Source organism: Moorella humiferrea, from assembly GCF_039233145.1.
In the GTDB taxonomy this organism is placed as follows: Bacteria; Bacillota; DSM-521; order Neomoorellales; family Neomoorellaceae; genus Neomoorella; species Neomoorella humiferrea.
Genome location: NZ_CP136419.1, coordinates 2,040,810 through 2,062,983, shown reverse-complemented (window position 1 = coordinate 2,062,983; position 22,174 = coordinate 2,040,810). Strand labels below are relative to the sequence as shown.

Annotated in this window: 18 protein-coding genes and 1 pseudogene; 14 read left to right on the top strand and 5 right to left on the bottom strand. The window is 48.2% G+C overall.

Going from position 1 to position 22,174, the window contains the following annotated elements:
• Positions 1-10: 10 nt before the first annotated feature.
• On the bottom strand, positions 11-1,015 hold the full coding sequence (galT, locus tag MHFGQ_RS10735) for a galactose-1-phosphate uridylyltransferase (RefSeq protein ID WP_106005203.1): 1,005 nt from the start codon (positions 1,013-1,015) through the stop codon (positions 11-13).
• Between the two features lie 126 nt (positions 1,016-1,141).
• Here galT and MHFGQ_RS10730 point away from each other — a divergent pair, with 126 nt between their 5' ends.
• The 3 genes from MHFGQ_RS10730 to MHFGQ_RS10720 all read left to right on the top strand — a co-directional run bounded on the left by MHFGQ_RS10730 (position 1,142) and on the right by MHFGQ_RS10720 (position 5,626).
• Complete coding sequence (locus tag MHFGQ_RS10730) at positions 1,142-2,485, top strand: glycosyltransferase family 4 protein (RefSeq protein WP_106005204.1); 1,344 nt, start codon at positions 1,142-1,144, stop codon at positions 2,483-2,485.
• 132 nt (positions 2,486-2,617) lie between these two features.
• On the top strand, positions 2,618-4,792 hold the full coding sequence (locus tag MHFGQ_RS10725; RefSeq protein ID WP_106005205.1) for a YcdB/YcdC domain-containing protein: 2,175 nt from the start codon (positions 2,618-2,620) through the stop codon (positions 4,790-4,792).
• Positions 4,793-4,915: 123 nt separating this feature from the next.
• A complete protein-coding gene (locus MHFGQ_RS10720) occupies positions 4,916-5,626 on the top strand; it encodes a DUF2225 domain-containing protein (protein WP_106005225.1) in 711 nt (236 codons plus the stop codon).
• Positions 5,627-5,688: 62 nt separating this feature from the next.
• Here the strand turns inward: MHFGQ_RS10720 and MHFGQ_RS10715 are convergent.
• From MHFGQ_RS10715 to MHFGQ_RS10705, 3 genes and pseudogenes are all read right to left on the bottom strand, one after another.
• Positions 5,689-5,961: pseudogene (locus tag MHFGQ_RS10715) on the bottom strand (HD-GYP domain-containing protein); the annotation flags it as partial.
• Positions 5,934-6,275, bottom strand: coding sequence for a PAS domain-containing protein (locus MHFGQ_RS10710; protein ID WP_106005207.1), 342 nt, complete (start codon positions 6,273-6,275; stop codon positions 5,934-5,936). The gene MHFGQ_RS10710 and the pseudogene MHFGQ_RS10715, both read right to left, overlap by 28 nt.
• Before the next feature lie 109 nt (positions 6,276-6,384).
• Positions 6,385-7,005 carry a hypothetical protein gene (locus tag MHFGQ_RS10705; protein ID WP_146127131.1) on the bottom strand — a complete coding sequence of 207 codons (621 nt, stop codon included), beginning with the start codon at positions 7,003-7,005 and terminating at the stop codon, positions 6,385-6,387.
• Positions 7,006-7,214: 209 nt separating this feature from the next.
• Between MHFGQ_RS10705 and MHFGQ_RS10700 the strand changes: the two genes are divergently transcribed.
• Positions 7,215-7,676 (top strand): gamma-glutamylcyclotransferase family protein, encoded by a 462-nt coding sequence (locus MHFGQ_RS10700; protein WP_106005209.1) that lies wholly within the window; start codon positions 7,215-7,217, stop codon positions 7,674-7,676.
• A gap of 70 nt (positions 7,677-7,746) precedes the next feature.
• Here MHFGQ_RS10700 and MHFGQ_RS10695 read toward each other — a convergent pair whose 3' ends face one another.
• The gene (locus MHFGQ_RS10695; protein ID WP_106005210.1) at positions 7,747-8,988 is read right to left on the bottom strand and encodes an LCP family protein; all 1,242 of its coding nucleotides are present in this window, start codon (positions 8,986-8,988) and stop codon (positions 7,747-7,749) included.
• Between the two features lie 546 nt (positions 8,989-9,534).
• Here MHFGQ_RS10695 and MHFGQ_RS10690 point away from each other — a divergent pair.
• The 10 genes from MHFGQ_RS10690 (at position 9,535) to MHFGQ_RS10645 (ending at position 22,166) form a co-directional block, all read left to right on the top strand.
• On the top strand, positions 9,535-10,581 hold the full coding sequence (locus MHFGQ_RS10690) for an alcohol dehydrogenase catalytic domain-containing protein (protein ID WP_106005211.1): 1,047 nt from the start codon (positions 9,535-9,537) through the stop codon (positions 10,579-10,581).
• Positions 10,582-10,677: 96 nt separating this feature from the next.
• On the top strand, positions 10,678-11,640 hold the full coding sequence (locus MHFGQ_RS10685) for a sugar-binding transcriptional regulator (RefSeq protein WP_106005212.1): 963 nt from the start codon (positions 10,678-10,680) through the stop codon (positions 11,638-11,640).
• Positions 11,627-12,664 carry a galactitol-1-phosphate 5-dehydrogenase gene (locus MHFGQ_RS10680; protein ID WP_106005213.1) on the top strand — a complete coding sequence of 346 codons (1,038 nt, stop codon included), beginning with the start codon at positions 11,627-11,629 and terminating at the stop codon, positions 12,662-12,664. The genes MHFGQ_RS10685 and MHFGQ_RS10680 overlap by 14 nt, the downstream gene beginning before the upstream one ends.
• Positions 12,665-12,681: 17 nt before the next feature.
• Positions 12,682-14,220: an FGGY-family carbohydrate kinase gene (locus MHFGQ_RS10675; RefSeq protein ID WP_106005214.1), complete on the top strand. Its 1,539-nt coding sequence runs from the start codon at positions 12,682-12,684 to the stop codon at positions 14,218-14,220.
• Positions 14,220-15,725: a sugar ABC transporter ATP-binding protein gene (locus tag MHFGQ_RS10670; RefSeq protein WP_106005215.1), complete on the top strand. Its 1,506-nt coding sequence runs from the start codon at positions 14,220-14,222 to the stop codon at positions 15,723-15,725. The genes MHFGQ_RS10675 and MHFGQ_RS10670 overlap by 1 nt, the downstream gene beginning before the upstream one ends.
• A 1-nt stretch (position 15,726) precedes the next feature.
• On the top strand, positions 15,727-16,683 hold the full coding sequence (locus MHFGQ_RS10665) for an ABC transporter permease (protein ID WP_106005216.1): 957 nt from the start codon (positions 15,727-15,729) through the stop codon (positions 16,681-16,683).
• 78 nt (positions 16,684-16,761) lie between these two features.
• Positions 16,762-17,772, top strand: coding sequence for a substrate-binding domain-containing protein (locus MHFGQ_RS10660; RefSeq protein ID WP_211292880.1), 1,011 nt, complete (start codon positions 16,762-16,764; stop codon positions 17,770-17,772).
• Positions 17,773-17,868: 96 nt separating this feature from the next.
• Positions 17,869-18,543 carry a deoxyribose-phosphate aldolase gene (deoC, locus tag MHFGQ_RS10655; RefSeq protein WP_106005217.1) on the top strand — a complete coding sequence of 225 codons (675 nt, stop codon included), beginning with the start codon at positions 17,869-17,871 and terminating at the stop codon, positions 18,541-18,543.
• A 476-nt stretch (positions 18,544-19,019) separates the two neighbouring features.
• The gene (locus MHFGQ_RS10650) at positions 19,020-21,476 is read left to right on the top strand and encodes a sugar phosphate nucleotidyltransferase (RefSeq protein ID WP_106005218.1); all 2,457 of its coding nucleotides are present in this window, start codon (positions 19,020-19,022) and stop codon (positions 21,474-21,476) included.
• Positions 21,477-21,572: 96 nt separating this feature from the next.
• Entirely contained in the window at positions 21,573-22,166 is a 594-nt protein-coding gene (locus tag MHFGQ_RS10645) for a 2-oxoacid:acceptor oxidoreductase family protein (RefSeq protein WP_106005219.1), read from the top strand.
• Positions 22,167-22,174 lie beyond the last annotated feature (8 nt).

The following is a 22,174-nucleotide window of genomic DNA, read 5'->3' as shown; positions in this document are numbered from 1 at the left end:
ACCTTCCTCCTCAGGGCTTTAGGCTTATTTCATTGAGGGATTGGGCCGCTATTTCCGGCGGCGTAGGGTTGATGTACATATCAGTTCCCCATTCGAAGCCGGCGACAATCGTCAGCCGCGGCAGGATTTCAAAATGCCAGTGGTAGATAACTTCTCCCTGACGCAAAGGAGCCGTATGCAGGACGAGGTTAAAGGGCGGGTCATTGGCTGCCTGCTTTAAGCGGCTTAAGGTTTCCTGGAGAATGGCGGCCAGCTGTACCAGCTGATCGTCTTCGCAGGCACCGAAACTGGCCTGGTGGCGCCGGGATATAATCCACATCTCCATGGGAAAACGCGAGGCGAAGGGGCAAAAAGCCAGGAATTCGTCGTTAAAGGCGATGACTCTGGTGCCGGTCTTCAGTTCGGCGTCTACAATATCGCAGAAAAGGCATTTATCCTTTTCTTTCCAGTAAGCCCTGATCCTGGTCATTTCCGCCGTAACTGCTGCCGGTACAAGGGGGGTGGCGATGAGCTGGCTGTGGGGGTGTTCCAGGGAAGCCCCGGCGGTAGGGCCGTGGTTTTTAAAAAGCTGTACGTAGTGCATCCGTTCGTCCCGTTCAAGTTGCAGATAGCGCTGGCGCCACGCTTTAAGTACCAGGACCGCATGTTCGGGGGCCAGATCGGCAAAATAGGTGTCGTGGTCCGGCCCTTCGATGATGACCTCATGAACGCCGGTGCCGGAAAGGGTCTGGTAGATGCCGTTTCGTTCACCGGCTACTTCCCCGCCCGCCGTCAGGGCAGCAAACTTGTTGGGCACCACCCGCACCTGCCAGCCGGGGGTGTCAGGCTCAGTGCCGACGTCACGGAAGGCCAGCACTTCTGGCGGCGTTTCCTTTTCGTGGCCGGGACAGAAAGGGCAGCCGACGTTACCCTTCTTTTCCTTATGGGGAGGTTTAAAGTCCGAGGGCCTTTTGGCCCGTTCGGTGGCTATAATCACCCAGCGCTGGCTAACTGGATCCTGGCGTATTTCGGGCATACCTTAACCTCCAAATTCAGCAACTTGCTACTAGGTTTTATCGGGAAAGGATAAATTATGCGGTATAAGTTCGGCGGTGATTGTAATAATAAATTAAGGTAAAAATTTGGTGCAGGTGATTATTAGGTGCGTATCCTGATGCTTTCCTGGGAGTATCCCCCCCAGAGCGTCGGCGGCCTGGCCCGGCATGTCGAAGACCTGGCCGTTTCCCTGGCGCGTTTGCGCCACACCGTCCACGTCTTGACTTTAGGCCGGCCGGGACAGGCCTTTGAAAGGCGCGAAGACGGAGTAATGGTCCATCGCGTCGACCCCTACCCGGTCCAGGCTCCGGATTTTCTCACCTGGGTGTTGCAGCTAAACGCCCGTTTTCTGGAAGAAGCCATGATTATCACCCGCAAGTATGGACCTTTTCAGCTCATCCACGCCCACGACTGGTTGGTGGCTTTCGCTGGCCGGGCCTTAAAACACGCCCATCGTTTGCCCCTCATCGCCACCATCCACGCCACCGAGGCCGGCCGCAACCGCGGATTATATAATGATATGCAGCGTTACATCAACAGCGTAGAATGGTGGCTGACCTATGAAGCCTGGCGGGTCATCGTCTGTAGCCGCCACATGCGCCAGGAAGTGCAGGGTTTATTTCAGTTGCCGGCCGACAAAATCACCATCATCCCCAACGGCGTCTACAGCCAGAAGTTTGCCGACATAAAGGTAGATCCGGCCGTGCGGCAGCGTTATGCCGCCCCCCACGAAAAGATCATTTTTTTTGTCGGCCGGTTGGTTGTGGAAAAAGGCGTGCAGGTTCTGCTGGAGGCCATGCCGCGGATACTGGCATCCTGCCCGGAAGCCAAATTGGTGGTGGCCGGCAAGGGCCCTATGGAAGAGCAGCTCCAGAGCCGGGCCCGGGAACTGGGCATCGGCTACAAGGTCACCTTTGCGGGTTACATCGACGATTCTACCCGCAATCAGCTCTACCGCGCCGCTAGGGTGGCGGTGTTCCCCAGTTTATACGAGCCCTTCGGCATCGTGGCCCTGGAGGCCATGGCGGCGGGAACCCCGGTGGTGGCCAGCTCCACGGGAGGCTTGGCGGAAATTATCACCCACCGTGTTGACGGGATGCTCGCCTTCCCCGGCAATGCCCCTTCCCTGGCCGACAATGTCCTTGCCGTTTTAAACGATGAAGCCCTGGCGGAAAGCCTTAAGGTCGGCGGGCTCCGTCTGGTGCGGGAAGTTTATGATTGGGAAAATATTGCCCGTCGGACCCTTGATGTTTACCAGGAGGTTTACAATCAGTACCGGCGCACCTCCTGGCCGGAACGGCCTTCCGTCGTCGCCCGCCTCTGGCGTTTTACGCCGACGGCAAGTTCTGAAACGTCCGGAGAGCAGCCGCTGCCCCTATGGGGGCGCTACGATCTGCCCCTGCGTCGGGCCGCCCTAGTAAACCGGAGCCGGGGCAGGGGAGAAGTTTAACCTTGATTTTTATGGGAACTTTTCCTCCATAATGGCGTCTATAAGAATCAGAAACGAAACAATATGGGACGTGCAGTTTTTAAGCAAGGGAGTAAGGGAAGAGGACCAAACTAACAGAAGGAGGAAGGGCAAATGTTAAAGCAGTGGCGGGTTTTTCCAGTACTGGTGCTGGCGTTTTTGTTGCTGGCGTTTGTTTACCCACCTTCAGCTACGGCTGAAGAAGCTGGCGCATTTTCATTGGAGCAGGCCATTCGTCTCGTTAAGGCCAACTTCGATATTCCCCAAGAATACACCAATTTTACCTCTAATTATGACAGTTATGACGGCCGTCAAACCTGGTCCCTGCACTGGAGCGCCCCCAGTGACGGCGGTAGCTTCCATGCCGACGTCGACGCACGTACCGGCGAAATAATCAACATGAACACCTGGAGGCCGGCACCGGAGCCGGGAAGTAGTGCAGGGTCTCCCTCTGTGTCCTTGGAGGCGGCCCGACAGACGGCCGAAGAGCTGTTAAACCGCCTGGCGGCCCGGCACGTCCGGGAACTGCAATTGTTGCCCATTGATGATCAGCTCATTCCTTTAAATAATTCCGGCCCGCCGACCTACACCTTCCGCTGGCAGCGGCTGGTCAACGGCATCTCCTTCCCCGCCGACGGCGCAACTGTAACCGTCCGCGGCGATGACGGCCGGGTGACGAATTACAGCCTCAACTGGACGGAGGCCGATTTTCCCGCGGCTATGGGTGGTATCACCCCGGAAAAGGCGCGGCAGGTGTTTGCCGAGGCCGGCATGCTGGAGCTTCAGTATTTCCTGCCGGCGCCTGTGAAACCCCTGGCAGCCGGCGAGAAACGTCCGGTACTGCTGGTGTACCGGCTGAGCCACCCTTCCCAGGGTCTGATTGATGCATTGAGCGGCCAACCCCTAAATCTGGGCAACGGGGCATGGTTTGACAGCGGGGGCAGGAGCGAAGTAAATCTGGAAATGGCCCGCAAGGCCGCGGCACTCCAGGACGGCGTCCCCGCTAAACTTTTAAGTCCCGAAGAATTGAAGGAAATCGAAAAAACGGCCAAATTAATCAGCCGGGAAGAAGCCGTTGCCGCCGTTAAGAAATGGGTGGATATCCCGACCGGGCTAACCTTGCGCAGCGCCAACCTTTATGCCGACTGGCAGGACCCGGAAATACGTACCTGGAACTTGACCTGGAGCAGCGATAGTCCCGAAAATGGTAAACCCGGTTTTATGAGCGCCAGGGTCAATGCCATTAACGGAGAACTAATGGGCTTCGACCTGCCCATAACTTCTTCTGGGAACGATAAGGAAGTTAAACTTGACCGGCAGGCGGCCCGGCGCTTGGCTGAGGAATTCCTACAAAAGGTGCAACCGCAGCGTTTTAAAGAAGTCCGGCTGGACGAAAACAACCCTTCCGGCGGTGCACCTACGGTTCAGTATTTTAACTACCGCCGTCTGGTCAACGGCATCCCCTTTTCAGGCAACGGTATTAACATTACCGTTGATGCGGTGGCAGGCCGCATCACCAGCTACAACCTTAACTGGGGCAATTTCGATTTCCCGGCGGCTACGGGTATCCTTGATGCCCGGCAGGCCGTAGAAACCTTCTTGCAAAACCGTCCCTTGACCCTGAGCTATACCCGCATTTACCGACCGGGCAGCACTGATGGGGGCGAGATACGCCTGGTCTACCAGCCCCTGGGCAATTCTCCCTTTATTACCTCGAACATGATCGACGCCAGGACCGGCCAGTTCCTGGACTGGGAAGGCAAACCCATCGGCCGGCAACCCCGGCCCTATCGCTTTAACGACATCGCCGGCAATTTTGCCGAAAAGGAAATCAGCCTCCTGGGCCAGGCCGGGATCTTCGGCGAGTACAAAGATGCCTTTCACCCCGACGAGAAGGTGACCGTTGTTTCCCTGCTGCGGGCCATGCTTATGTCCCGATACGGCGTCTGGGGTTATCATGACCTGAAGGATGGGGAGATTCTGCAGCGGGCCCGGGAAGAGAAGTGGCTCAAGGAAAACCTCGAGCCCGGGGCCGCCGTCAGCCGGGAACTCCTGGCCAAATTCCTGATCCGCTACCTGAACCTGGAACGGGTCGCCCGCATAGAAGGCATCTACAGGGTACCTTACCGCGATTCATCTTCTTTAAACCCAGAAACTTTAGGTTATGCGGCCCTGGCGTGGGGTTTGGGGATCATAAAGGGCGACGGCTTTACCTTTGACCCGGCCCACGACATCACCCGCGCCGAAGCGGCCGCCGCTCTGGTCCGGACCTTACAGGTGAAACAGTAAGTTTACGCCGTCTGCTTTGCCGGCCACGGGGGATTTTTTAATGTTTTAGGTAGGAACTTAAACCCGGATGGAGAATTAAGTAAAATAAACGCACCATCAGAGAAAACACGAGAAGGGATGGAAGTGGCAACTGCCGTTGAACCTCTATACGATAAACGCTACCAATGCCTTTTCTGCGGTCGGGAATTCACCAATAAAAAGCTGCGCTTGAGCCAGATACGCCAGGTGAAACGCGATAGCGATTTGTGTACCTATTTTGAAGGCGAAAACCCCTATTTTTACGAAGTGGCCGTTTGCCCCCATTGCGGTTATGCTTTTACCACCAACTTCGGTCCTGTCAAAAAAGAACGCCGGGAATTGATTTTGAAGGAATATATCCAAAAGATCACCCACAAGGATTATACCGGTAGGCGTAATTTGCATGAGGCCTTAAACGTACATAAGCTGGGTTTACTTTGCGGCAACTTGAATCAAGAAAAGCGATCGGTACTGGCCGGTTTGTGTTTGCACATTGCCTGGTTTTACCGCTATGAAGGGAACGAAGAGGAGGAGAAAAAGTACCTCCGTTATGCCTGCGACCTTTATCAGGAAGCCTACCAGAAGGAGAGCCCCGGAGGAGGAAACGCCAACCTGATTATTTATTTAATCGGAGAATTAGAGGGACGTTTGGGAAATTATCTAACCGCCACCCAGTGGCTGGCACGATTGCTGCAGGTACGAAATTTAGAACCTTATCTGCGGGATTTACTGCGCGATCGCTGGGAAGTCTACCGGAATCACCTGAAAGAAAAGACACCTTCCGCCGGACCGACGGAAGGGCGGCATACATTATAGGTGGCCCCAGAAAAAATACGGCTTTGTAAATCAATAGCCGTCCCGCTTGATAAACGCAGGTACTAAGTTGAATTAGAAATTACCTGTAAAAATTTTTCTACCAGATAGGGATCAAATTGGGTTCCGGCATGGTGGCGTAGCTCGGCAACGGCTTGGACGTGACTCATGGCCCGGCGATAGGGTCTTTCGCTGGTCATTGCATCGTATGCATCGGCGATGGCCAGGAGGCGGCACTTCAGCGGTATATCCTCAGCTTTAATCTGCAGGGGATAACCCCGACCGTCCCACCATTCATGGTGCTTTAAGATCAAATCCACCACGATAGCTGTGCCTGGCGGTCGTTTGACGCACTGCCTCGCAAATCGCTTATATCCCGGGCGATAACCGAAGCTCCCAGAATCTTCCTGTTTTCATTTTTTACCGACGAGACTGTGATGGATACAAAGACCTTCCGCCCGTCTTTAGCTAATCGTAAAGCATCATAATTTCCGGGTTCTTCACCGGCAGCTATCCTGGTAAGTAAAGCATCTGCTTCATCCTTGCCTTCAGGCGGGAAAAAAAGGGTGAGCGGACGCCCGATGATTTCTTCGGCCGTATAACCGAAGAACTCCTCCGCACCTTTGTTCCAACTGTGAAGCGTTTTTCCCATGCTCAGACTTTAAAAAAAGCAGACACCGTGGGAGGAACGGTGTCTGCCGGCGTGAGTCTTTTTACCCTGGCTGTTGCCCAGGGTTCACTTTTCCAACATATTACTCATATTACTGCTGGACGGAAGGCGTAGGCTCCGCTTGGCGGACCTTTCCTGCATGTCCGCCAAATCTTCCGAGTTTGTTTAGATCCATTTGCTGAAGGCGCGAAAGAATTTTATTTTCGTTATCCTGGGTCATTTTGCCCTCGGCTACTTTTTGGTCTAATGCTTGTTTTTCCTGGGCCACCAGCTTCTCTTTGATCTGATCGAGTGTCATGCCCTTTTCCTGCGCTATGTCCGCCAGGGTCTTGCCGCTCTTAAGTTCGCTAGCAAGATCGGCCGGGCTCATACCCAGAATGGAGGCTATTGAGGCCTGGCCACCAAAGGGCATCTTGCCGGCGGGCTTTCTGCCGAATTGCGGCCCCAGGAAAAGCCCCAGCCCGTTCCAGTTGCCGTTTTCAACAGCTTGTTTAATCTGGTTTGCCCTTTCCTGATTGATTATGCCCTGGGCTACAGCTTGATCCACAGTTTCAAGAGCCGATTGCTTGAAGGCCTGCTCTAATTGAGCTGTGTCGATGCCGAGGTTGGCAGCCAGACGGGAGACAAAAAACTGTTTCAATTCGGCAGCTTGCTGACCGGGCGCAGTATTAGCTGCAGCAGCCACTCCGGCTCCTACGGCCATCACCAGCACAAGAGCTGTCACTCCAATGAGCCATCTTTTGCCTCTCAATTTGAGCATTTTGAAACCCCCTTCAACGATGATTTTTGTTTGCAAGCTAATTATACGATCTTCATAAAATATTTACCTTAAAACTGGTTAAGAATTACGGGCAACTGGCTTAAAATATAAGCGGCAAACTATCAATAAAATTTCAAAACGAAGGGAGAAACTCGGTAACTGTGAATGAAATCTGTTTCCATCGGGGCCGGGGGTATTACGTGTGGGCGGCGCGTAATCGGTCTCGCCTATATATGCCCAAGCAAGAAAAAACGCCAATCTTTGTTTACGGCACCCTGATGAGCATCCACAGCAATCGTCTGCAACGCCTCGGCGGCTACGGGCCGTATTTCGGCGTTCTGTACGGGTACGCCATGTACCAGGTGGCGCCCGATTTTCCGGGAATCGTCCCTGAACCCGGAGGGAAAGTAATGGGTGAAGTGTTTTATATTCCCCAACAAGCGTTTGCAAGCCTGGACCGCTATGAGGGCGTCCCCGACTTCTACTGCCGGGAGGAAGCGGATGTAGAGATGGCTGGAGGCGGGACGGTCAGGGCGCAAGTTTACGTATGGAACGGCAAACCGGAGGGCCGAAAAATACCTTTCAGCGAACAGCCCTGGCGGATGTTTCTCATACCATCGTGATACGAGCAGATAATGCCATTTTGCCTGCAGGGGGCGCAAAAAAAGTTTTACCCCAGACACATCAACAATGCTAATTAGAGCGGGCCGCTTTGCTTACCTGAGTACCTGCCGGCGTAGTTTGGTTGCTATCCTGGGTGGTACGATTGTTGCTTTTAGCTCCTGCAGCAGTTGCTTTTGCAGAAGCCTGTGCATCGCCAGTTGTTTGCTGCCAGATGTTGGGGGAATGTTGTGCGGTGGTCTTAACCTGTTGGTTATTGGCTGCTTCTTGACCAGTTTTTGGTACCGCCGGCTTAACCTCCTTTAAGGATGCCTTTGGAGTTACCTGGCTTTCGGCAGAAACACTTTTGTTACTAGAGGTTGCGGAACGGCGGCCTGCTATGTTAGGCTGGATAGGTGTATTCAGGACAATTTCATTTGTTGTTTTACCATAGAAAAATAATTCCTGAGCAACCTGCCGCGCCTGGTCCGGATTAACCCCCCAGTAACTTATGCCGTTTAAGTTCAAAAAATAGCCCGGCAAAGTTTGGCTAACAACAGTTATATTTTTAAGGTTGGCTGCTGTTTTGGCTATGGCAATTAACTCATCAAGGCTCATATTCGTTTCGACATCTCTATAAATTTCCGGTAGGAGTCGAGGTAATTTCAGCAAAGTTGCCGGCTGCATAACCTGTTGTACCAATGCTTTAAGGAGTTCCTGCTGCTGCCCGGTACGGTCAATATCACCCAGCGCTTCCTCCCTGAAGCGTGCAAAAGCCAGGGCTTGATGGCCATTTAAGTGCTGAATACCTTTATGCAAAGCAATTTTGTATTCCGGTCCATCGACAGGATCGTAATAATACATATCCTGCTTTATGTTTACAGTTACGCCCCCCAGCATATCGATAATATTGATGAAGCCGTTCCACCGTATCAAAGCGTATTCAGTCACGGAAGTTCCAATTAGATCTGACACGAGCCTGGCCGTTAGCATAGGTCCACCATAGCTGTAAGCGGCGTTTATCTTATCCATGCCATGATTCGGAATAAATACACGGCTATCGCGAGGTATGGAAAGCAAGGCCAGCCTGTTTCCCTCGAAATGGGCAACGATAATGGTATCGGTATTACCGATTTTTTCACCCGGCCGGGCATCGGTACCCAGAAGTAGAATATTGAAAGACCCGCCAGTTTCGCTGGGGGTATCATCGCCAGTCTTTATTTCCTGGTTTTCCGGTTCTTGAAACCGGAAAAATTGCCTGGCAATAATCGTCCCACTGCCCAAAAGGCTGAAAGCCAATAGCAAAGCAATTAGTTTTAATTTACCCCTAAACATAAATATGCCCCACTTTTTTAATGCCTTTTTAAATTATTCTTCGTGGTTAATAGTAAAATTCCTGCCAGCCATATTTCAGTACCAAGAAGGCTCCTCTAAACAGCTTAAGCAGTTTAAAGAGTACCTTTTTGGCGATGCTGTTTCCCGGTCCGCAGTTCGGTATTTACACAGTAGCCTTACTTACCTACCGAGGTAGGCGAAAATAGGCGCAAACCGGCAAAGCCTTTATAGGTTCTGGAAAACCCCCTCTTTCTTGGAACTAGAATTATCAAAGGGTGAAACATCAATATCCAAAGGGACATATTGGCGCTTTTGTTCCCCTGAAACCAGGGTAACAAGAGTGACCGGTGCGTTAAGTTTCTTAAGGAATCTGGCCGTTTCCTCGAGGATAATCTCCTGGTAAGATACGCTATGAGCTATCATATCCAGGCGTTGACGCAGGGTAGGGCTTGCAGGCGCATCCTGAATACCTAGCGCCGAAGAAAAAACTTAATATAGGCCGCTAGGTTATGTTCATATCATAGAAAGAAAGTGAGGATTTGGGTAATGAAAGCAATAATGTTTTACGGTATTAAAAAGCTGGAGTTAGTCGATATCCCGATTCCTAGTACTAAAAGCGATGAAATGCTTATAAAAGTTGAAGCATGCTCTATTTGTGGTAGTGATTTAAGGATTTTTAACCATGGAAGTCCCAGGATACAACAACCTACTATTTTGGGGCATGAAATAGTCGGTACCATTGAAGTTCTTGGTGAAAATATTAAAAGTAGATATGAAGGTCTTTATTATGAGGGACAGAGGGTGGGAATATCCCCAGCCGTCCCATGTGGAAGATGTTATTGGTGTAAAAATAAATCCCAAAATGTATGTGATAATCTAAAAATCTTCGGCTATGAATTTTGGGGCGGTTTTTCTCAGTTTTTGCACATTCCCGCTGTTGCAATTGAGAATAGATGTATAATTCCGGTTCCAGAAGTATTATCAACGAGTGAAGCAACGCTAATTGAACCCCTTGCTTGTGTTTTAAATGCCCAACAATTTGTAGGTGTAAATTCAAGCGATACAATTTTAATTATCGGTGCTGGGGTTATGGGATTGTTGCATTATAAATTAGCTAGTTTCTATGGGGCCCAAGAAATAATTATCTGTGATAAGGTGCCAGAAAGAATTAGAAATGCTAAGGCTCTAGGCATAGAAAATGCTTGCATTAATAGTGAATTAAAACAAAGGCTCAATGAAAGGGGCGCTGATCTGGTTATCGTAGCTGCTGGTACTAAAAGCGCTCTTGAAGATGCGTTTAAATATGTGGCAAAACGAGGTAAAATTGTTCTATTTGCAGGTCTGCCAGGCGAAGAAGAACGACAAATAATAAGTTGTAACCAGATTCATTATAATGAATTAACTGTAGTAGGAACTCATGGCTCAACTCCTGAACAGTATAAAGAGGCGCTTAGGATTGTTCTGGAGGGCAAATTGAGTTTAAAAGACTTAATAAAAAAGGAAGTTACCTTGGAAGAAGCCATTGCGATATTTAGGCAGCCGAATTTTTCAAACGATAAACCCGGCCGGGTAATAATATTCCCCAATAAATAAGGGGAATTTTTTTATTAGCATAGCAGGATTTTAAATTCTAATGTAGAATAATATACATTGAAAAAATGAACATTAAGGGTGAAAAAAATTTCATAGATGGATATTAAGAAATTATTAAAGATAGCCCGCCTTTATTACGAAATGGGTTTAACCCAGGAACAGATAGCCCAACAAGAAAAAGTATCGCGGGCAACTATTAGCAGGGCTTTAGATGCCGCTATAAAACAAGGTATTGTCGAAATTAAGATTAGATATCCTTTAAATTCGGTTGAATATCTTGAAGAAAAACTAAGCAAAAAGTATGCCCTGAAAAAGGTTTTCGTAGTCCCTGTAATTGTGTCTTACCCTGAAATTATAAAAAAAGATGTCGGGCGTGCTCTATTTCGATTTTTGAAGCAAATAGTAAAGGATAACGATATTATAGGGATTTCCTGGGGCATGACTATGGCTGCTGTGGCGGAGCAATTGGAAAGAGTAGAAAGGACTGGTGTGAAAATAGTGCAGCTTAATGGCGGCGTGGGGAAGAGTTATTTTGCTACTAATGCAAGCACAATTTTGGAGGCTTTTACTAATGCTTTTTCCGCAGTCCCATATTCATTGCCCGTACCAACTATAGTAGATTCGCCAGAGATAGTAAATGTCATTTGCAGCGATTCGAGGATAAGAGATACATTAGAGCTTGCTAGTAATAGTAGAATCGCAATATATGGTATAGGAAAGGCCTCAACAGATTCTATACTTTTCAAGACGGGATACTTTACACCAGAAGAATATGAAGAATTACTTAATAAGGGCGCAGTTGGTGATATATGTTCCAGATATTTTAATATTCAAGGCGAAATATGTGATAAATATTTAGATTCGCGGACTATAGGGATACCTTTAAATTTGTTAAAAGGAAAGGAGTATGCTATTGCCGTTGCGGTTGGGGAAGACAAAGTAAAATCCATTATAGGTGCACTACAAGGAGGATATTTAAATTGTTTATTTACAGATGAAATAACTGCAAATGCTATACTCAATTATCAAGAAAGGGGACGTATTAATGAAAGCAGTTAGGCTATATAAGGCGGGGGATTTACGAGTAGAAGATATTCCAGTGCCTGAACCTAAAAACAAAGAAGTGTTAGTAAAAGTAAAGGCTGTAGGTGTATGTGGTTCTGATATACCTCGTATACTTTACGTCGGTGCTCATAAAGAGAAGATTACTGTTGGCCATGAGTTTTCAGGAGAAATTGTGGCAGTAGGTAAAGATGTTAAATCGTGGCATGTTGGCGATAGGGTAGTAGTAGCGCCGCTGATCCCGTGTTACCAATGCCCTTCATGTCTAAAAGGAGATTATTCCTTATGCATGAATTATGATTATTTCGGTTCAAGACGTGACGGGGCAATGGCCGAATATGTAGTGGTACCAGAGGGTAATTTACTTAGGTTACCTGAAAATGTAAGTTTCGAAGTGGGGGCAATGACTGACCCTGCTGCCAATGCATGGCATGCAATATGGCGGTCAGGGGTAAAGAAGGGTGAAAATGTTGTTATTTTCGGTGTTGGCCCAATAGGAATGCTGGCACTACAGGCCGCAAGAATTCAAGGAGCAAAGAACATTATTGCTGTTGATATTATTTCAAGCAAGTTGAAAATAGCCGAGAGTTTGGGCGCTACTTATATAATCAATTCAAGCGAAAAAGATGTATCTAATACAATACTGGAAATCTTAGGAAAAGAACCAGAAGTTGCAATAGATTTTACAGGAGTGCCTTCAGTACAAGCAGAAGCTATTAAGACAGTAGGACGTCATGGACGTGTCGTCTTTTTGGGTATTAGCCATAAAGGTTTAAATTTGTTGGAAGAACATGTAGATAGGATTTTACGTTATGAGTTAATTATTTTAGGTTCCTGGAATTCCTTCTCCAAACCTTTCCCGGGAAAAGAATGGACTACATCAATCGAACTTTTTGCGGAAGGGAAAATGGTTGCTGAACCGATTATTACCCATCGTTTATCCCTCGATGAGGCACCTGAAGTGTTTAGGAAAATTAAAGAAGGATCCATTGAATACAATAAAATAATGTTTTTGCCTTAACAGCAAAGGTGAGCAGAATGGAAAAAATACCTGCAGTAATGGGAATCGATGTCGGTACTCAAGGAGTTAAAGTCGGCCTTTTTACTTTGAATGGGCTTCATACGCTTTCATACAAAAGATACAATACACATTTTCCCCATCCCGGCTGGGCCGAACAAAACCCCCAAGATTGGTGGAAAGCAATTAAAGAGGCCGTGAGGGAATGTGTATCGTCCGCACCAAACACAGCCGTTAAGGGGATATGTGTCAGCGCAACTTCTTCAACGGTGCTCTGTGTCGACCGGGAAGGTGCGCCGCTGGCGCCGGCGATAATGTGGATGGATATGCGAGCTTCGCAAGAAGCCAGGGAAATCTCCAATATTGATGACCCAATTCTTCGCTACAGTGGTGGAGAAGTATCAGCGGAATGGATGCTACCTAAAACTCTTTGGCTAAAGAGAAATAGGCCGGAGTTATACAAGCAAAGCTATAAAATTGTAGAACAGTTAGATTGGATTAATTATCTCTTGACAGGTAAATGGGTGGCATCGCAATGTAATACAACATGTAAATGGGGTTATTCAAGTAAAGACGGCGGTTGGAAAAGCGAATTTTATACTGCTGCTGGTCTCAGGGATTTTTATGAAAAGTGGCCCACTGAAGTAATACCCATGGGTGAGCTCATAGGGCCGCTGACCAAACAGGCAGGCGAAGATTTAAATCTCGACGCGGATATTCCGGTATTTCAAGGTGGAATTGACGCTTATGCGGCAATGATTGGTCTTGGTGTCGTCAATGAAGGACAGATGGCAGTAATAATGGGGACAAGCTTTGTACATTTAGTTTTATCAAATAAACCTTACTTTCATAAGGGCTTATGGGGGCCTTATCCGGATGCTGTTTTTAAGGATATGTGGGTATTGGAAGGTGGGCAGGCTTCATGCGCCTCTATAGTTAATTGGGTAGTAGATGAAATGGCGCGGGAATATGGCGATGATAGTATTAAGGCCCACCAGAAATTAATAAATGAAGCCAGTGAATTAGGTCCTGGAGCAAATGGGCTAATTTCCCTTGATATGTGGCAGGGAAATCGAACACCTTTTCGTGATTCGCTGATTACAGGTGTTATTGCCGGGTTGACTTTAAATACTAATCGCGCTGCAATATATAGATCATTAATGGAAAGCGTTGCCTTTGGTACAAGGGCAATTATAGATATTTTTAAAAGTAATGGCTATCAGATTAATGGCGTAGTTGCATGCGGGGGCCCAACGAAAAACAGTTTATGGTTACAAATTATAGCAGATGTATTACAAATACCCATCACGATAAATAAATTTACCGAGGCCGGTATTTTGGGAGGAGCTATATTAGCGAGCGTCGGTGCAGGATGGTTTCATTCGATTGAGGAAAGCGCCAAAAATTTTGTTAAAGCAGGATATACTGTATATCCCAATAAGGATGTTACCGCGGAGTACAGTTTTTATTACCAGTGTTATTTGGACCTTTATAAGTCTATTAAACCTATCCTTCATCGCATCTACAATTATAGGGCAAACTCCAGGAGGTTATCTTAATGAATATCCTGGAAATGAAAGGTATAAACAAGTCTTTTCCCGGAGTTAAAGCTTTAAAAGAGGTAGATTTTATTGTCAAGAAGGGTGAAGTGCACTGTCTGGCCGGTGCTAATGGGGCCGGGAAATCCACCCTCATGAAAATATTGAGCGGCGCTTATCAGGCTGACAGCGGCGAAATTTGGATTGAAGGTAAAAAAGTAAATTTGCGGAATCCCATTGATGCTTTAAAGGCAGGTATAGGCACCATTTACCAGGAGTTATCAGTGGTCCCGAAACTTACGGCAGCGGAAAACATCTTTTTGAACAATTATCCAGTAAAAGGGCCGATTGTTGATTGGAGAAAAATTTCACAATTATCCCGAGATATGTTCGCCGAGATAGGCATAAAAAATATCGATGTAGATAAGCCCGTCGAAACGTTGACCATTGGGCACCAGCAGCTTGTTGAACTGGTTAAGGTCTTGGCGCAGAAGGCAAAAATTATTATAATGGACGAACCTTCGGCGACATTATCAGCGGAAGAATTTAATGTCCTTAAAAGTGTTATTAATGATTTAAAAAAGAAAGGCATTACCATTATTTATATCTCGCATCGGTTGGAAGAACTATTAGAATTAGGGGATCGCGTAACAGTCTTGCGTGATGGTTCTCTGGTTGGAACATTTAATATCGAAGATTTGGATCATGATAAGCTTGTCGAGCTTATCGTCGGTCATTCTATTACTAATAGTACCCCCAATCGGGGCCTTAGTACGGGCAAAGACATTGTCCTTGCGTTAAAAAATGTTTCTAACCATAAGCTTAAAGAAATAAATTTAAGCGTAAGGGCAGGGGAGGTTGTCGGGCTCTTTGGACTTGTCGGTTCAGGGAGAACGGAAGTATTAAGGGTTATTTTTGGCGCCGATAAAATATATAGCGGTGAGATCGAGCTTTTCGGCCAGACAATTAATCCCAAAACTTATTCCCCTACTAAAGCCTGTCAAATGGGATGTGCTTTAGTACCAGAAAATCGTAAAAGGGAAGGACTTGTATTAAGTTTAACCGTGTGGGAGAATTCAATCCTCCCGGCGTTAAAAAGGTTTACTAAATACGGCATAATAAAAAATCGCCAAATCAACACTAGTGTAGCCGAACAAATAAAGAACTTGCGGATAAAGACACCTTCCCATCAATTTTTCGTATCAAAACTTAGTGGCGGCAATCAACAAAAAGTCGTTATTGCCAAGTGGCTTTTAAGCGAATCGAGGTTGTTTCTTTTTGATGAACCAACACAGGGAATTGATGTTGGAGCTAAAGAAGAAATTTATAACATTATTAATCATTTAGCTTCTTTAGGCAAAAGCATTATTATCGCCTCATCAGAATTGAGCGAGCTGACCAGGTTGTGCAATAGGATTATTGTTATGTATGACGGGTGTTTGGTGGATGAATTTTATCCTGTCTCCACATCCGAGGAAAAAATTTTACAATGTGCAGTTGCTGGAAGGAAAGTGAGGGTTAATTAAAATGGGAGCTGATATAATAAGAAAATCTAGTATGATTTTAAGGCGCTATAGCATTTTATTCTTGCTGTTAATTTTAGTCATTGTTGCCTCCATGCTTTCTCCGCGCTTTTTCACGGTAGGTAATTTCTTGAACCTGCTCCAACAGTCTTCTGTTATTGGCATTGTATCCATTGGTATGACGTTTGTGATTATAACGGGGGGGATTGATCTTTCTGTCGGCTCAATTTTGGCACTAGCCGGGATGATAGTGGGTATATTGCTAAAAAATGGGATGGCAATCTCCTTAGCCATTTTTATCACTTTAGTTGTGGGAGCGTTACTCGGTGGAATAAACGGTTTTATAACTACTAAAGCAAGGGTACCGGCTTTCCTTGCTACTTTGGCTATGATGGTGGCTGCGCGTGGTATGGCATTGCTAACCACCGATGGACAACCTGTATTTGGATTGCCCTCAAAATTTAATGTTTTAGGCGCAGGCTTTTTGTGGGGAATACCTATTAGTGGAATTATATGGATATTATTAACCCTTATTACCGCTTTTATATTAAAATACTCGGTCTTTGGAAGACGTCTTTATGCAGTTGGCGGCAACCCTGAAGCTGCTTATTTATCGGGCATAAACATTAATAAGGTTATTGCAACAACATATATAATTTCTGGTTTATTATCAGCTTTTGCAGGTATTGTGTTGGCCTCCTGGCTCACGGTATCTCAGCCTACGGCTGGGAATGGTGCAGAGCTAAATGCAATTGCGGCTGTGGTTCTCGGCGGGGCCAGCCTTTCTGGCGGTACTGGAGGTGTAATGGGAACCTTTATTGGAGTTCTACTAATGAGTATCATTACTAATATATTTAATTTGATAGGTTTATCATCTTATTATCAGTCTATTTTTATGGGGGTGATCATTGTATTAGCTTTGGTATTGAATGAATTTGTAGTTGGAGGGAGTGAAAAGTAGCAAGAGAGTAAGCAAGAAAAGTTTCTGCAATTACTTAAAGAGCCTATTTGAATTTAATTTAATGGAGGTAAAGGGCAAATGAAAAAATTTATGAAAAAAGCTTCTCTACTATTAGCAGCGGTATTTGTATTTATGCTTGCTGTGGGATGTGGTCAGAGTCAGAAGCAAACCTCAAGCTCCTCATCTCCTTCTTCGACCAGTGAGCAGAAAAAGGTTATCATTGGCTTTTCCCAGGTTACTTTACAGTCCCCTTTTTATGTTGAATTAATGAAGGCGGCGGAAAATGAAGCAAAGGCTAAAGGAGCACAATTAATTTATGTAGATGCTCAAGAGAATATTCAAAAACAGAATAATGACGTTCAAGATTTAATTACTAAAGGAATTAATGTGCTCTTGCTAAACCCTGTAAATCCGGATGGTGTTGCGCCAGCCCTTGCAGCGGCTGAAAAGGCTAATATTCCTGTAGTAACAGTAGATAGACCAACTACTGCTAAAGTAGCTACCTTTGTTGGACGTGACAATAAAGAAATGGGTAGGCTTGCTGGTAAAAAGGCAGTTGAATTGTTAGGTGGAGCTGGTCAAGCTAAAGGCGTAATAGTTGAAATTCAAGGTGCCGCTGGTGATAAGGTTATGATGGCCAGACGGGATGGGTTCCATGAAATAGTTGATAAGGAGCCCGGCATTAAGGTAATTCAGAGCCCGTATTGTGATTATACCCGTTCCAAAGCGGTCAAGGCTTTCCAGGATATACTCCAGGCAAATCCCAAAATAGATTTGGTATACGCCCACAATGACGATATGGCTTTAGGTGCTGTACAGGTATTAGAACAGAACAAGATTACTGGGGTTAAAGTTGTAGGTGTTGACGGCTTAATGGAAGCTTTAGTAGCTATAAAAGCCGGTAAATATGATGCAACAGTCCTTAATGATCCCCAGTATCTAGGTAAATTAGCCGTCGATACAGCTTTAGGGGTACTAAATGGTGAAAAATATCCTGAGTTTATAGATGCTGGCACCGGGTTAGTAGACAAGCAGAATGTTGACCAGTATTTAAATACCAGTTTAACTTTCGCTCCGAGTAAAAAGTAATGACGTTGTAGTAGATTTAATAGGTAGTGCTAGGCAGACTGATGAGGAGATTTGGGTCTGCCTAGCACAAAAATATTGTAGGAGGAAATTCTGTTGATGTTTTGGGATAAAAAAGCTCTAGCGGCCGTAATTGATCATACTTTATTAAAACCTCAAGCTACGCCGGAAGATATAGTGCGCTTATGTGAAGAGGCAATTAATTACCGTTTTGCCAGTGTTTGTATTAATCCGTGTTATGTATCTTTAGCCTCTAGAGTATTAAGGGGAACTGGTGTAAAAACATGTACGGTGATAGGATTTCCTTTAGGTGCAAATGAAACTAGTATAAAGATAAAAGAAGCACAAAAGGCAATTGAACAAGGTGCCTCTGAAATTGATATGGTAATTAATATAGGCATGTTAAAAAGTAAAGAATTCAGTTATGTAGGTAAAGAAATTAAAGATATTGTTGACGTCGCTACTAAAGAACAAGCCATTGTTAAGGTAATTATAGAAACATGTTTATTAGACAAAGAAGAGAAGATAGCTGCTTGTAAATTAGCTATAGAAAATGGAGCAGCTTTTGTAAAAACAAGTACAGGCTTTAATGGACCTGGAGCAGCGGTAAGCGATATAATTTTGATGCGGGAAACTGTAGGCGATAAAATAAAAATTAAAGCGTCTGGTGGAATAAGGGATTATCAAACAGCGATTGCCATGCTTGAAGCAGGTGCAAACAGAATTGGTACAAGCTCGGGGGTAGCAATAACAGAGGCAATTAGGAATTCATAAGGAAGCAAAATAAGATAAGCATTGGGAGTGTAAATCATTTTGTGTAAATGGCAGAGCACTTCATAAAAAATGGGGATACTATAACTGGCTCTTAGCCGGCAGGAGAATAGGGCAATGCTGAGGAGCAACCCGAGCACCTACCGGTATTCTGCCGGAGAATGGGGAGGGTTGGGTAGTAACCTTCCACCTCCTCTCCCCATTCCCAGGTATTCATACTAATTATCCCTTGGAGAATTAAAGCGATAAACCTCGGGGGTTTGGGGGCAGAGCCCCCAAGAACTACCTCAGTTCGTATTCTGAGAAGGATTATCCCCTATACTTAAGGATGGTGCCAAGGTGGGTTGTATTTGACACTTACGTGGCATTATGGAAATTCCCGGCGGGTCTTCAGGATTAAAGGCCCGCCGGGAATTTTTTGTGGGGAGAAAGGGCAAAATGCTAAAAAGTGCTAATCTGGATCTTGCAGGAGGTTAGATATGAAAGCAATTATCATGGCCGGTGGGGAAGGGTCGCGGCTCAGGCCCCTGACCTGTAAGCGGCCCAAACCCCTGGTGCCGGTGGCTAACCGTCCTATAATGGAGTACTGCGTCGACCTGTTACACGGTCTGGGCATCAAGGAAGTAGGGGTTACCCTGCAGTACCTGCCGGAATTGATTCAGGAATATTTCGGTGACGGCAGCGATTTCGGCCTGAACCTCCATTATTTTATAGAAGATAAGCCCCTGGGTACCGCCGGCAGCGTCAAGAACGCGGCTTCCTTTTTAGATGAAACCTTCGTGGTGGTAAGCGGCGATGCCCTTACGGATTTTGATCTCAGGCCGGCCATCGCCCGGCACAAGGAAAGCGGAGCCCTGGCTACCCTTGTGCTGACGACCGTCGACAACCCCCTGGAGTACGGGGTGGTGATTACCAACCCCGACGGCAGCATTCGTTCCTTCCTGGAAAAACCGAGCTGGGGCGAGGTTTTCAGCGACCAGGTCAACACCGGCATCTATATCCTAGAGCCGGAAGTCCTGGAACTGGTGCCGGAAGGGGAACCCTTTGATTTCAGTAAAGACCTTTTCCCACGCTTGTTAAAAGATAGAAAGCCCCTCTTTAGCGTAACCCTGGCTGGCTACTGGTGCGATATCGGTAACCTGATCCAGTACCGGCAGGCCCAGGAGGATATCTTGAGGGGTAAAGTTAAAGTTAGGGTCGTCGGGGAAGACCGGGGCGGGGGCGTGGTAACCGGCGAAGGGGTGGAGATCGATCCCAGAGCCAGGATCGAAGGCCCGGTTCTCCTGGGCAGCTATTGCCGTATCGGGCCCGGGGCCGCGGTCGGCCCCTATACCGTACTGGGGCCATATACTCGGGTGGAAGCCGGAGCCAGTATCAAACGCTCCATCATTTGGGATAGTGTCTATATCGGGAAAGAGGCCAATCTGCGGGGAGCGGTTGTCTGCAGTCGAACTAGTCTGCAGCGGCAGGTACGGATTTATGAAGGCGCGGTAATCGGCGACGGCAGCCGGCTGGACACCGGCGTCGAGGTACGGCCGGAGGTAAAGATCTGGCCGGAAAAAGTTTTAAGCCGGGACACGGTGGTGCATGAAAGCTTGATCTGGGGGCAGGGGACCGGACGGCCCCTCTTTGTCGGCAGCCGGTCTCCCGGCTACCTGCAGGGGGGGTTAACACCCTTTCAGGTCACCCGCATGGGGTTGGCCTACGGGGCTACCTTTAAACCGGGGGCCATGGTAGGCTTGAGCACCTTTGCCGGCGGGGTTGGGGAGATGCTCTTTAAAGCCATGGCCGCCGGCTTGATGGCGGCCGGGGTCAGGGTTGCCGATCTGGGTCGGTTACCGACACCGATCCATCGCTATGCCGTGCGCAGTTTGAGGCTGGCCGGCGGCTGTCACATTAAACAAGACGCCGCCGCCAGGGATAAAATCTGGTTGCACCTCGTCAATGAGCGCGGCCATGATTTGGCGCCGGGAGCGGTACGTAAAATCGAAAACCTCTACTGGCGGGAAGATGGCCGCCAGGTGAAAGACATTCAGGCCAGCACTTATTTCCCCGCCCTCCAGGAGAGTTACTGTGAATGGCTGCTGACCACCCTGGGAGAAGACGGTATCAAAAAAAGGCCGCTGCGGCTGGCCTTGGGATGCCAGGGAGATATAGCCGCCCTGGCCGCCACGGTTTTACAGCGGGCCGGGGCCGAAGTGATCCGGTTGGATTTCGATCCGGCCAAGGACTGGAGGGCCATTCAGGATGACCTGCCCTTTTTTGCCGCCGAAATGGGGCGCTATGGCGCGGAAATGGGGGCGGCCCTGGATCAAAACGGCGAAGTCTTAATCCTTTTTACCGGTGAAGGACGTCCCTTGACAACTTCCCAGCAGCAGGCCCTCCTGGCTCGGATTTATTTAGAAGCCAACCGGGAGGCACGGCTGGTCCTGCCGGTGACGGCTTCCCATGCGGTGGAACTGGTGGCCGAACGCTTTGGGGGTAAGGTCGAGCGGGTGAAAAGCCACCCCGGTATCCACCACGAAGCCATGGCCCGGGTGGACGGCGACGGATACCCGACCCAGGAGCACCTGCAACTGGACGCCCTGGCGGCCCTCCTCTATACGCTGGACTGGCTGGCCCGGCGGGATGAAAGCCTGGCAGAAGCAGTCGCGGCCCTGCCGGTTGTGCACACCGTGAGCCGCAGTGTGCCCTGCCCCTGGGAGGCCAAGGGCCGGGTGATGCGTACCTTGATCGGCGAAATACCGGCCGAAAAGGTGCAACTCCTGGACGGCGTCCAGATCTACCATAAAGACGGTTGGTCTTTGGTATTCCCCGACGGGGAGGAGCCCCGCTACCGGATATACAGCGAGGCCTTTTCCCAGGAAACGGCCGAAGAACTGGCTGCCTTTTATGAGCAGCGTCTCAAGGAATTAATCGGTCGGGAGAAGGAATAGAATCGAGGGCCACTGGAGCAGTGGCCTTTTTTATTGACAAATATTACTTGCTACTGATATTACCTGGTGGTAAAATATGAAGTGGGAGGTAATAAAATGTTGCAGGTTCGCTGGCATGGCCGCGGCGGCCAGGGCGCCGTCACCGCGGCGCGTATCTTCGGCCTGGCGGCGGCCGTTTACGGCAAGTGGTACGCCCAGTCTTTCCCATCCTTCGGCACGGAAAGGCGGGGCGCCCCGGTAACGGCATTTACCCGCCTGGATGATCGACCCATCCGCGGCCGCAGCCAGATTTACAACCCTGATTACGTGGTGGTATTGGACGCCACCCTGCTGGACAGCGTAGATATTTTCGCCGGGCTGACGTCTGCAGGCGCGGTTCTCATCAACAGCGGCCGGGAGTTGGAACTCAGCCTGCCGCCGGGAGCCCGGGTCTTTTTCCTGGACGCCACCCGCCTGGCCCGTGAGGTGCTGGGGGTTCCCCTGGTAAATACGGCCATGGTGGCGGCTCTGGCTGGGGCCACGGACCTCCTTTCCCTGGAGGCAGTGGAGAAAGCCATTGCCGACGTCCTACCCCGGGAACTGGCGGCCAAAAATATCGCTCTGGCCCGGCGGGCCTATGATTTGGCAAAGGAAGGCAAAGGTAAGGAGGCGACGGCCTCCTCGGGGAAGGACGACTTTCCCGAGGGGTAAAAAGGGAG

What these genes read in the sequence shown, in the direction of transcription:
- MHFGQ_RS10675 (WP_106005214.1), top strand. Translation starts at nt 12,682, where the DNA reads ATGGAAAAAATACCTGCAGTAATGGGAATCGATGTCGGTACTCAAGGA.
- MHFGQ_RS10665 (WP_106005216.1), top strand. Translation starts at nt 15,727, where the DNA reads ATGGGAGCTGATATAATAAGAAAATCTAGTATGATTTTAAGGCGCTAT.
- MHFGQ_RS10695 (WP_106005210.1), bottom strand. Translation starts at nt 8,988, where the DNA reads ATGTTTAGGGGTAAATTAAAACTAATTGCTTTGCTATTGGCTTTCAGC.
- MHFGQ_RS10670 (WP_106005215.1), top strand. Translation starts at nt 14,220, where the DNA reads ATGAATATCCTGGAAATGAAAGGTATAAACAAGTCTTTTCCCGGAGTT.
- MHFGQ_RS10645 (WP_106005219.1), top strand. Translation starts at nt 21,573, where the DNA reads ATGTTGCAGGTTCGCTGGCATGGCCGCGGCGGCCAGGGCGCCGTCACC.
- MHFGQ_RS10650 (WP_106005218.1), top strand. Translation starts at nt 19,020, where the DNA reads ATGAAAGCAATTATCATGGCCGGTGGGGAAGGGTCGCGGCTCAGGCCC.
- MHFGQ_RS10685 (WP_106005212.1), top strand. Translation starts at nt 10,678, where the DNA reads ATGGATATTAAGAAATTATTAAAGATAGCCCGCCTTTATTACGAAATG.
- galT (WP_106005203.1), bottom strand. Translation starts at nt 1,015, where the DNA reads ATGCCCGAAATACGCCAGGATCCAGTTAGCCAGCGCTGGGTGATTATA.
- MHFGQ_RS10725 (WP_106005205.1), top strand. Translation starts at nt 2,618, where the DNA reads ATGTTAAAGCAGTGGCGGGTTTTTCCAGTACTGGTGCTGGCGTTTTTG.
- MHFGQ_RS10660 (WP_211292880.1), top strand. Translation starts at nt 16,762, where the DNA reads ATGAAAAAATTTATGAAAAAAGCTTCTCTACTATTAGCAGCGGTATTT.
- MHFGQ_RS10710 (WP_106005207.1), bottom strand. Translation starts at nt 6,275, where the DNA reads ATGGGAAAAACGCTTCACAGTTGGAACAAAGGTGCGGAGGAGTTCTTC.
- deoC (WP_106005217.1), top strand. Translation starts at nt 17,869, where the DNA reads ATGTTTTGGGATAAAAAAGCTCTAGCGGCCGTAATTGATCATACTTTA.
- MHFGQ_RS10690 (WP_106005211.1), top strand. Translation starts at nt 9,535, where the DNA reads ATGAAAGCAATAATGTTTTACGGTATTAAAAAGCTGGAGTTAGTCGAT.
- MHFGQ_RS10680 (WP_106005213.1), top strand. Translation starts at nt 11,627, where the DNA reads ATGAAAGCAGTTAGGCTATATAAGGCGGGGGATTTACGAGTAGAAGAT.